10 protein-coding genes are annotated in these 10,638 nt (G+C 40.8%); all 10 read right to left on the reverse strand.

Annotated elements, in window-relative coordinates:
• Window positions 1–2: 2 nt before the first annotated feature.
• The 10 genes from HT689_RS01090 to HT689_RS01125 all read right to left on the reverse strand — a co-directional run bounded on the left by HT689_RS01090 (window position 3) and on the right by HT689_RS01125 (window position 10,159).
• Window positions 3–821, reverse strand: a complete 819-nt coding sequence (locus HT689_RS01090; RefSeq protein WP_173225832.1) for a Cof-type HAD-IIB family hydrolase — start codon at window positions 819–821, stop codon at window positions 3–5.
• Window positions 821–1,615, reverse strand: coding sequence for an HAD family hydrolase (locus tag HT689_RS01095; RefSeq protein WP_173225830.1), 795 nt, complete (start codon window positions 1,613–1,615; stop codon window positions 821–823). Before HT689_RS01095 ends, HT689_RS01090 begins: the two co-directional genes overlap by 1 nt.
• Window positions 1,612–5,151, reverse strand: coding sequence for a chromosome segregation protein SMC (gene smc / locus HT689_RS01100; RefSeq protein WP_173251362.1), 3,540 nt, complete (start codon window positions 5,149–5,151; stop codon window positions 1,612–1,614). The genes HT689_RS01095 and smc overlap by 4 nt, the downstream gene beginning before the upstream one ends.
• Entirely contained in the window at window positions 5,142–5,840 is a 699-nt protein-coding gene (gene rnc, locus HT689_RS01105; protein WP_173251364.1) for a ribonuclease III, read from the reverse strand. The genes smc and rnc overlap by 10 nt, the downstream gene beginning before the upstream one ends.
• 160 nt (window positions 5,841–6,000) lie before the next feature.
• Complete coding sequence (locus HT689_RS01110; RefSeq protein ID WP_173251366.1) at window positions 6,001–6,879, reverse strand: glycosyltransferase family 52; 879 nt, start codon at window positions 6,877–6,879, stop codon at window positions 6,001–6,003.
• Window positions 6,876–7,580, reverse strand: coding sequence for an acylneuraminate cytidylyltransferase family protein (locus HT689_RS01115; RefSeq protein WP_173251368.1), 705 nt, complete (start codon window positions 7,578–7,580; stop codon window positions 6,876–6,878). Before HT689_RS01115 ends, HT689_RS01110 begins: the two co-directional genes overlap by 4 nt.
• Window positions 7,564–7,839, reverse strand: coding sequence for a hypothetical protein (locus HT689_RS09600; RefSeq protein ID WP_240148084.1), 276 nt, complete (start codon window positions 7,837–7,839; stop codon window positions 7,564–7,566). The genes HT689_RS01115 and HT689_RS09600 overlap by 17 nt, the downstream gene beginning before the upstream one ends.
• Window positions 7,840–8,010: 171 nt before the next feature.
• Window positions 8,011–8,340, reverse strand: coding sequence for a hypothetical protein (locus HT689_RS09605; protein WP_240148085.1), 330 nt, complete (start codon window positions 8,338–8,340; stop codon window positions 8,011–8,013).
• Between the two features lie 62 nt (window positions 8,341–8,402).
• On the reverse strand, window positions 8,403–8,819 hold the full coding sequence (locus tag HT689_RS09610; protein ID WP_240148086.1) for a hypothetical protein: 417 nt from the start codon (window positions 8,817–8,819) through the stop codon (window positions 8,403–8,405).
• Between the two features lie 8 nt (window positions 8,820–8,827).
• On the reverse strand, window positions 8,828–10,159 hold the full coding sequence (locus tag HT689_RS01125; RefSeq protein ID WP_173251371.1) for a glycosyltransferase: 1,332 nt from the start codon (window positions 10,157–10,159) through the stop codon (window positions 8,828–8,830).
• Between the last annotated feature and the right edge of the window lie 479 nt (window positions 10,160–10,638).

Raw genomic sequence — 10,638 nt, forward strand, 5'->3', positions numbered from 1 at the left:
TCTTAGTTCTCCTTTAGCACGTATTCTTCGATTGCCCAAGCAACAGCTTCTTCATCATTGGTCATAGGAGTCACAACATTTGCAACCGCCTTGACTTCAGGAACAGCGTTTTGCATGGCAACACCGAGCCCTGCCCACTCAATCATAGAAAGGTCATTGGCCTCATCACCACAAGCCATGACTTGGCTTTGGTCTATTCCCAAATGACTGATTAGTTTTGCCAAACCTGTTGCTTTATGAACATTCTTTGGTGACCACTCTAGCAACATTTCACGTGATTTAAAGATTTCATATTGTTCAAACAATTCTGGAGAAATCTTCTGAATAGCTGCATCCAAGGGTCCTTGAGCAAAAGCAGTCACGCATTTGTTGTAGGTCATTTGACTAGAAAGGTCTTCAAAGTCAACTGGTACAAAAGTTAAAGCTGGATTGAATTTGGCATAAAGACTGTCTTGGTCTGATTGGATTTGATAAACTGTTCCTTCTGAGATGGCATCAAGAGGCAGTGATAATTTCTCTGTTTCTTCATACAAGCGTGCCACATCATCATATGAAAAGACTGTTTTATCAAGGATTTCACCTGTATTTTTCTGAACCAAACCACCATTAAATGTAATCGTATACTCATCTTCCTGGCCGTCAGTCCCTAGCTCATGGAGAAAGAAATCCATAGCTTTTAAGGGACGACCAGTTGTCAATACAACCTTAATACCACGATCACGCGCAACTTTCAAGGTTGCCTTGGTACGATCCGTCAGCCTTTTATCAGTAGTCAGCAAGGTCCCATCCAAGTCCAATGCAATCAATTTTATATCTGCCATTATAAGCCCTCCATATAAGCTATAACCGACTGGTCCTTATGGTGACCAATTACAGTCTCTGCTAATTCTAAAATTTCAGGTCGTGCATTCTCAGGAGCTACAGGATGTCCCACAACCTGCATCATGTGCAAGTCATTAAGATTGTCTCCAAAAGCCATAACCTGATCCATTGTGATACCAAGTTTTTTAGCCAATTCAACAATGGCCACTCCCTTATCGACATAGTCCAGAACAATATCAATAGATTCAAAGCCAGTTGTCATGGCCTTAACACCAGGAACATGTTCATTGACCCAAGCTTCTCCAGCTTCCAGCGTTTCTTCTGTGAAGTTGGTCGTAAATTTGAAAATGTCATCAGTGATATCTTCTAAACTCGCTACTTTTTGGATATTTTCATTATAATGCTGGCTCTCTTTCAAATAGGTCTCATCAACCGTATTCAGAACATAAGAGCCTTTTTTCCCTGTTAAAAGCAATTTATTGATATCGACATAAGGTGACGTTTTCAGTTTTTCAAAAGTTGCCAGATAAAAGTCACGAGACATGGTCGCTTCATACAAGTCCTGACCTTGATATTCGACCAAACTGCCATTTTCCGCGATGAAAATAATGTCATCACGAACATCAGCAAATAATTTTTCTAGAGACAGAAATCCTCGACCCGAAGCTACCGCAAAGTAAATCCCTTTTTCCTTGTAGGAAGCTAAGAGAGACTTGAGGCGGTCCATATCAAAGCGCCCATTCCCATCTAGGAAGGTTCCATCCATATCCGTTGCTACTAGTTTAATTGTCATCCTTCAATACTTTCTAAATCTTTTAACTTAACTGAAACAATCTTTGAAACACCTGATTCTTGCATAGTCACTCCATAGATAGAATCAGCCGCTGCCATGGTTCCCTTACGGTGAGTCACGACAATAAATTGACTGTCTTTATCAAAGCGATTGAGGTAATCCCCAAAACGTTTAACATTAGCTTCATCCAGCGCAGCTTCCACCTCATCCAAGATAACAAACGGGATAGTCTTAACTCGAATGATAGAGAAAAGCAAGGCTAGAGCTGATAAGGCTTTCTCCCCACCACTCATGAGGTTGAGAGACTGGATTTTCTTGCCTGGTGGTTGAACAGAAATCTCAACCCCAGCTGTCAGTAAGTCTCCCTCAGTCAAAATCAAGTCAGCCTGACCTCCGCCAAACATCTGCTTGAAGGTCACTTTAAAGGACTCACGGATGGCCTCAAAGGTTGATTTAAAGCGTTCCTTGACCTCATCATTCATCTCTGTGATAGTTTCAAGAAGCAGATTTTTCGCTGACAAAATATCATCTCGCTGGCTATTTAGGAAATCCAGACGATTGTGGACTTCTTCGTACTGTTCAATAGCATCTAAATTGACAGAACCCAGTGAGCGAATAGTCTTCTCTAAATCCTTAACCTCTTGCTCTGCCAGATTGAGATTTTCCAACTCATGAGACTTTTCTAAAGCTTCTGTATAGCTAATCTGATACTGGTCTGTTAATTGACTTTGTAGATGGCGCAAGCGCTCGCTGACCTTTTCTTTCTTGGCTTCAGCACGTGTTTGCTTGCGAATCCACTCCTCATTCTGCTGGCGAGCCTGATCCAAATGACTAGCAATATCATCCAGTTGCCCTTCAATATCATCCAACTCAAACTGCTTGCGAATCAAACCTTGTTGGAGATTTGTTTTCTGGTTTTTTGCTTCTTCAACCTGTTGACTGAGCAATTCTGTATCAACCTTCTCCAGATTATCAACCTTTTCTTGAAGAAGGCGCTGGATTTCCTCTTGTTCGATATCTAAATTGTCCAATTCCTTGCCTAAACGCTCAATATCAGCCACTTCATAACGTTTTTGCCCTTGCAGTTCTGTCTTAAGCAAGCGTGCTTGCGCCACCTCTTCCTGCAAGTTTTGATAGCGTTCTTGGATGGCGTTTTTGTTGGACTTAATCTCTTCAATCTCAGCTTCCAGATTTTGCTTTTCACTGGCAATGGTAGCAAGGCGCTCTTGGCATTTTTCCTTATCTGCTTGCCAATCTCCCTCAGTAAGACGATCTAATTCCTCTTCTTGAAGTTTCCAAAGAGTTTCCAGTTCTTCAACTTGCTGACTGGTCTGCTGATAAGCAAGCGATAAGCCCTGCTCCTGAATACGAGCCTGCTCTCCTTGAGATTTGATAGCTTCTAATCTTTCAGTTAATACTGCCATCTGGTCTTGCAAGGTCTTCAAAGCCACCTCTTCAGAACGCAAGCTTACTTCTTCTTCAGCAATTTCTTTTTGTAATTGCTCCAGTTCTGGCTTGATAAAAATACTGTTGTTCTGGCGATTGGCTCCACCTGCATAAGAACCACCTGTGCGCAACTCTGTCCCATCCAATGTCACCATACGAACCTGATAACGAACCTGTCGAGCAGCCGCACGCGCATGTTCTACTGTATCAAAGATAGCCGTCGTAGCTAGCAAGTTCTTGAAAATGGCTTCCAGTCTAGTATCGAAAGTAACTAACTCGTCTGCCATGCCCAGAAATCCTGGACTTGCAGCAATATCATCTTGGTTCTGACTAGAAATCGTACGCGCCTTGATCGTTGTCAAAGGAAGGAAGGTTGCGCGACCATATCTGTTTCGTTTGAGAAAATCAATGGCCCTAGTTGCTGCATGTTCATCTTCCACAATAATATGCTGACTACTGGCTCCTAGCGCGATTTCCAGCGCAGTTTGATAATGCACATCAAAGCTCAGATGCTCACTAACAGCACCAATAATCCCACCAAGGCGATCTTTTTCTTGGAGAACACTCTTAACACCTGCATAAAAGTTACTGTGATTTCTAAGGATATTTTCCAAACTCTGAGCTCTGGCCTGCTTGTTTTTGAGATTATCCAGACGGTCAAAGAGTTGACTTTGTTGAGCTTGATAGGAAGCTTTCTGCTCTTCTTGCTTCTTGGCAATAGCTTGATAGTCGGCCAATAATTTCTGAACCTGCTCCTTGGCAGTTTCAAACTCTTCTTTTTGCTGACTAGCCTTCTCTTTAGCTGTAGCCAGCTGTTCTTTCAGTTTTTGTAGCTGATCTGCTTGTTTTTGAGAAAGCTGACGGCTATTTTCCAACTCATTCTCAATACGAGTCAGTTGGTTTGAGACATCCGCTTCTTCTTGTAAAAGAGCTACAAAGCGTTCGCGTAAGAGCTCAATCATTTGATCAGGATCATCTGAAAAAGCTAGCAATTCAGCTTCTAAACGATTGAGTTTTTGATTATTTTGGACTAGATTTTCTTCTAAGAGAGCTATAGAGCTTTCCTTATCAGATTTTTCTTTGCTGAGTGAATTTCTCTTATCCTCCAAAGCAGCCAAACGAGCTTGTGCTTCCTGTTGATTCAGGGCTACTTGCTCAGATTCCAGTTTCGATAGGGCTAATTTTCTCTCTAAATCACTAATTAGACTGGTCAAATCCATCAAACCACCCTGATCTTTGGCCATTTCAGCCTGTAAATCTTGCCGTTGCTTTTTAAGAGTTTGATTTTCTTCTTCTAATTTTTCACGCTTTTGGTAGTAGCTCGTCAAGAGTTCCTGAACCTGTGCCAACTCTTCTTCTGTCAACTCTAGTTCAGCCTTATTTTCCTTGATTTGAGCAACCAGCACGTCTAAATAAATAGCCTTGCGTTGACCTTCCAAATCTAAAAACTTACGGGCATTCTCAGCTTGCTTCTCAAGAGGTTTGATTTGATTATCCAACTCGTAGATAATGTCCTCTAAGCGGTCTAAATTATCCTGAGTTTGTTGCAGTTTACTCTCAGTTTCTTTTCGACGAGTCTTGTATTTCAAAACTCCAGCAGCCTCTTCAAAAATAGCTCGGCGTTCCTCAGGCTTGGAATTAAAAATCTCCTCAACCTTCCCTTGGGAAATAATAGAGAAGGAATCTCGTCCCAAACCTGTATCCAAGAAAAGGTCATGAATATCACGAAGACGAACTTTCTTGCCGTCAATCTTGTATTCGCTATCACCACTACGATAGATATGGCGTTCCACCCTGATTTCTTGACCTGCATCCTTGATAAATCCATCATTATTATCCAGAGTCACAACAACAGAAGCATAATTGAGCGGTTTGCGACTTTCTGTTCCAGCAAAAATGACATCCGGCATCTTGCCCCCACGGAGACTCTTAACACTTGACTCCCCCAAAGCCCAACGCAGACTTTCTGTAATATTCGACTTTCCAGATCCATTGGGTCCAACGACTGCCGTCACACCTCGGTCAAAGACGACCTTGGTCTTGTCAGCAAAAGACTTGAATCCCTGAATTTCGATTTCCTTTAAATACATGAATCCAGCCCTTTCTCAACGGCATTTTTGGCAGCTTCCTGCTCTGCTAATTTCTTAGAACGACCTTGACCTTGACCAATGCTCTTACCTTCAACGAGAACTTCTACATCAAAAACCTTATCGTGGGCAGGACCCGTTTCAGAAATTACCTGATAACGAATAGCCACATCCCCATTGACCTGAAGCAACTCTTGGAGATGGGTTTTGTAGTCTGTAATCATCTCAAACTCGCCTGCTTCAACCTTAGGAATCATGACTTGATAGATAAATTCCTTGACCTTGGCCACATCCTTGTCCAAAAGAAGGGCACCTAGAAAGGCTTCAAAGGCATCACCAAGAATGGTGTCACGATTGCGTCCCCCAGATTTTTCTTCCCCCTTACCTAGCTTGATAAACTGGTCAAACTGGCAATCACGCGCAAAACCAGCCAAACTCTCCTCACGGACAATCATAGCACGGAGTTTGGACAAATCACCCTCAGACTTTTTAGGATATTTTTTATACAGATATTCTGAAATCAATAACTGTAGAACAGCGTCTCCTAAAAATTCCAAGCGCTCATTGTGTGAAATTTTTAAGAGGCGGTGCTCATTGGCATAACTCGTATGAGTAAAGGCAGTCTCCAGTAACTTTTTATCTGCAAATTCGATTGCAAAATGGTTTTTAAGTACAGTTTGTAATTCTTTCATACCAACCTCTTTCTAACTGATAACAGTCCTTTTTATTATATCAAAAAAAGCCCCCTGAGTCACTTTAAAACGGGAGAAAACAAGAGACTAAAGGGAACTTATCGACTACTATTAAAATGGAAAAATATTAGAATAACGGGTAAAAGTTATTTACTTTAAGCTACCAGCCAAGGGAAATCGTTTCAAACTGACAACCTAAGCGTCGCAATTCTTTTTGACGGTCCTCGTAGTAGGGGAGGGAAATGCCCGTGATGGTCACATGGGGCAGGTCTTTAAGGTGCAGGCTAACGGATGAGGTAAAATGATAGACATGAACGAACTCGTATTCTTGGATGAGTTGGGCTAGGACATCTTCAAAGATCAGCTCCGTCTCCAAGTAAGTCACGTTTGGAATAGTGAAGGTTTCCTTGGGATGAGGCAGATAGAGATCAATTGCCAAGGCCTTGGCATAGGTACTGATAAAACGGATGGAGATCTGATCGTCCTCTTCAGAGAACTTTTGCCCCAACAGGATCTTGACCGTCTTACCATTTGAGACGGGTGCTTGTGGCAGGTCAAAAAAATGCTCCAGATAAACAAGCTTTTCTCTAGCTACGACATGGTAGTCACTGCAATAGAGGGTATAGTGCTTTTCCGTCCGCTCAATCAAGTCATCTCTGGTCAAGCCCAAAGGTCCCACCTGAATAGGTTGAAGAGGGAGGGCATACATTCCCAAAGGGTAAATATCCGCATAGCCATCATCAAAACTCATGAGGTGATGGTAATTTGAACTAGCAACCAAGTCCAGAATCAAGCTATTGTCAAAGCTAGCATAAAAGATGGTGTCATAGTCGCCAGCAAGCTCCTGACAAATCTGAGCCAAGTCCTCTGCATCCTGAGGATAGTGAACATGGTCAAAATTCTTAGCATAATGCTCCTGACGAGCATTTTTTACAGGACTGACATAAAGGCTAACAAAGTCCTGATCAAGATAGAATCCTTTGATATGCTGTGCAATCTTGGCCTGCAAGGGCGTTGTAGCAATTATAAGATTTTTCATCTCTTTGATTCTCCTAGGTGGTGATGTTGTAACAAGGTCTCAACGACTTCAAAGTCCAAGGCATCGTCGATATCATAAGAATAGAGTTTGGGCATTTCATAGGCTACTGTCTTATCTGTGTAAAAGGTCTCATCTCGTAGGTAACGATCCTTGCGAGAAATCCAGATACTACCGTTTGGATAGTAATAGACAGGTTCTTTCTGCCGAGCATAGTGCTTGGAAACCTGAGGCGGACGGATAAATGACGACTCCGCTAATTGCAAGTAAAGACTACGACTCTTGTCTGCCATAACACAGGAAATCAGATGGTCGGCGCCAGACTGACAGTATAGTTGATAGGACTCGACGAGGTGCTCCACTTCTCTCAAGGGTGAGGTCACCTGTAGATTCACAAAGACCTGCTCTTCCTCAAAGGGCTGTAAAAAGTCTCGCAAGGTCTCTAAACTAGAGGTTGTTGCCAAAGCCAACTCTTTTGGTCTGTGGACACAATGAATCTCTGGATAGGCTTGATGACAGAGTTCGAGATAGGCTAGTGAGTCTGAGGAGATCCAGATTTCACTAAATAGCTTGGAGGCTAGAGCGACTTCTATAGTATAGAATACCAAGGGTTTGCCTGCAAGCGGTTTGATATTTTTATCCACTAAGCCACGTGAACCCGAACGGATCAAAATGACGGCTATGGGTTTAGATGTTGCTTTCATATAGTCTTCCTAGAAATGAAATAAAGAGGGCAGATAGGGTGGTGATGATGCTATTTAACCAAGTATTGGAGTTGGCGAATAAACCACTGTAATGATAGAGAAACAAGGCTCCTAGACTAAAGACCAGATAGATTTTGGCCAGTTGTAAGCTCGGTCTTTTTAGGAGTAGGATCAAGAGGTACAAACCACCCATCACACCTAGTGTCAGACCCATAAAGCCGTTAATCCATTCGTAGATGGAGTAAATTTCTGCATTCATGAGTAAGAGGCAGAGAAGTCAAGACAGACCTGCTATGACAAAGGACAGGAGGCTTGGTGACCAGCGAATCTTTGACCAAGTGAAATCCAACTTCAAGCAGGTCACAATTGCATTCATACTGGATGAGATAGTGGATTGACCCGCTACAAGAGAGCCAGCAGGATGAAACTGCTAAACAAAGGTGCTAATCAGATAGAGTAAACTGACAATCCCAAAGGACAATAGTCCCTGTAGCCATAAGATTTTTCCAATTTTTCGACGCCCCATTTTGCTGTTAAAATGTTGGACAATATACTGCGAAGAAACGTAGGAAAACAAGCTACTAAAACCTGCTCCTGCAACTAAGATAAAGACCGTCTTCCCATCCAGCGTCTCTGCAAAGTGAGATAGCTGTTGACTGCTATTCATGACTAAAACAGATTGGGTAATTCTTGGTAGAAAAAGGGCCAATATAGCCAGTAGGACCAAGCCCTGAAAGAAGTCCGTCCACAGCACAACCAAAAGACACCACCCCTTGCCAGATAATAGACCGTCAAGAGAAAGAGTAAACCAGACAAGATCAGCTAATTGATAGGGGTAAAGGGCGCTAAGGTTTGAGACAACAAGTAGGTCACCACTGCTATTCGCCCCAACTGGTAAATGATGAAAAGTCCTGAGGTCAGTGAACGAATGCCAGTCGATTGAAACTTGTCCTCTAAAAGATGATAGGCTATCTCATAGTTTCCCTTTTGATAGAGGGGCAGAAAATAGCGATGAGCTAGTGGAATGGCTAGAAAGATGCCAAACTGGGCAAACCAGAGATATGACCTGCCTGTATAGGCATTCTCCACCAGAGTCAGAAAGGAAATGGGGTTGAGCAAGGTTGCAAAGACTGAGAAGGCCAGAACTGTCACAGGAACAGCTTTCTTAACCTGATAATAATCCTCCTCTCTCCCTTTTTTCCGATAAGCAGTCCATGAAATCAAGCAGAAATAGAGCAATAGGATAACTAGAATTCCCTATCTAGTAGTTCACGATAGCTTTGGGCCACTGTCCCTAGTGAATAGTGAGCCGCTAGGGCAATATTTTCTGCATTTGACTGGCGATAGCTCGCCTGCTCCATCTCTTCTATCATTTGAATCAATTGTCCCTTATTCTGGAAGAGACGAATGGCATTTGACTGATTGGCGTAAAAACGATGAGCAATATCAACATCTGATAGCAAGGCTAGTAAACCATGGCTCAAAGCTTCTACACAGGCATTTGAAAATAACTCAGTATAACTAGCAGACAGATAGCATTGGTGTTGATTATAGGGAACATTATCCACCATTCCTTTTAATTGAATTGTTGGTGGGAGGTTATACTGATTCCGAAGTTGCTGTAATCTTTTTTCTGATCCACCATAAAAGGTAATATGAACATTTGAGCCACGTTTATATAATTCCGTAAAAACTTCAATAACCAGATCAATATTCTTTATTTCCTCCATATGCCCCACTAAACAATAGTCTAAAACAGGACCGATTTCTTTAACTTTCCCTTTCTTTTCTGTAAAAATGGGAGCTAAAAATATTGCGTTATAATCTAGCTGACGCAATGATTCTGTTAGCAATTCACTTGCAACTAGATAGTTATTCTTTTTTCTTAGATTTGCGTTAGAAAGATTTAGTTTCACATTTGAATGTATCATTTCATAATATTTTTTTCCAGTATTCTCCATATATCTCCAGAGACTAGGCTTAGGTATAATGTGCTGATCACGGATAATTAAATCTTTATCTTTGATTGTATCAATTAAAAATGTAATAAGCAAATCTTCTTCAGAATAGATAATACCATCTTTTCTAAAAATATATTCTGGATAGAATATAGAAACAGGAGAAGGTTCTATGAATGGGTCTATGAAACGTCCCTCAAGTGCTAAGTCTCCGTTTTTATGAAACCACTGTAACTCTTTTTCCTTAAAACTTTCAAAAAGAAATGGACCACTTGTATAATAGTAACGACCTGATCCATCTCCTAACGTAAGAGAAGAGACAAAACCATCTGCAGTGAGTTCAACCGTATCACCATCTGATAAATTGAGAGTTTCAGGCTTAACCGATAAGGAATCATGCCCTATATCAGAAAAACTATGAGGAACACAAATCAATTCCTTTTCTAAAAATCCAAGTTTTTTTAAATCAGCTTTCCAGTCAGGTCTAACTTGTGGATTTGTCACAAGCTGTAGATAATCCCATCCTAAATACCTTGCTATTTTTGCACGATAAAATTGTGTAGTTTCATAACCATATCTTTGCTTTTGTGTAAAAGCATGAAGCGTAATAATTCTTGACATATTTCTCTCTCCTATTTTCATTTGACAAAAGTGAAAAATCTCCCCTCACAAAAAGGGAGAAAAGATTTTTCATCTCTTAAAATTGAAGTTCTGATAGAGTTACTTTAAAATAATAATTTTCTATCAGTATCATCAAATCTCGATATAAAATAATTTCTTATAAAAATTCCAAATATAGCAGTATAGAATATTTTATTTAGAAGCTATTAAAAATCAAATCATGCTCAATAATCTATTTGAAAATAATTAAATAGACCTTTAAATAGATGCCCTGAATGATTACATAGATAAAATAACATAGAGATTATTCCGATTCTTCTTTTTTCTTAAATAACCCTAATGCCAATCCTGTTACCATAGCTAGTAATCCCATAGTTGATACATTAGTATTTTTTTCTGTACCAGTATTTGGTAGTTTTTCTTCTGATATCTTTGATTCTGGCTGGATACTATTTGAATTTTCTGGCTTAGGCTCTGGT

It is taken from the genome of Streptococcus sp. 2342 (genome assembly GCF_013276795.1).
GTDB lineage: Bacteria > Bacillota > Bacilli > Lactobacillales > Streptococcaceae > Streptococcus.

Excerpts from the sequence above, each read along its gene's own strand:
- HT689_RS09600 (WP_240148084.1), bottom strand. The coding sequence starts at position 7,839 with ATGAATGCAGAAATTTACTCCATCTACGAATGGATTAACGGCTTTATG.
- HT689_RS01090 (WP_173225832.1), bottom strand. The coding sequence starts at position 821 with ATGGCAGATATAAAATTGATTGCATTGGACTTGGATGGGACCTTGCTG.
- HT689_RS01115 (WP_173251368.1), bottom strand. The coding sequence starts at position 7,580 with ATGAAAGCAACATCTAAACCCATAGCCGTCATTTTGATCCGTTCGGGT.
- HT689_RS01110 (WP_173251366.1), bottom strand. The coding sequence starts at position 6,879 with ATGAAAAATCTTATAATTGCTACAACGCCCTTGCAGGCCAAGATTGCA.
- HT689_RS01125 (WP_173251371.1), bottom strand. The coding sequence starts at position 10,159 with ATGTCAAGAATTATTACGCTTCATGCTTTTACACAAAAGCAAAGATAT.
- HT689_RS01095 (WP_173225830.1), bottom strand. The coding sequence starts at position 1,615 with ATGACAATTAAACTAGTAGCAACGGATATGGATGGAACCTTCCTAGAT.
- smc (WP_173251362.1), bottom strand. The coding sequence starts at position 5,151 with ATGTATTTAAAGGAAATCGAAATTCAGGGATTCAAGTCTTTTGCTGAC.
- rnc (WP_173251364.1), bottom strand. The coding sequence starts at position 5,840 with ATGAAAGAATTACAAACTGTACTTAAAAACCATTTTGCAATCGAATTT.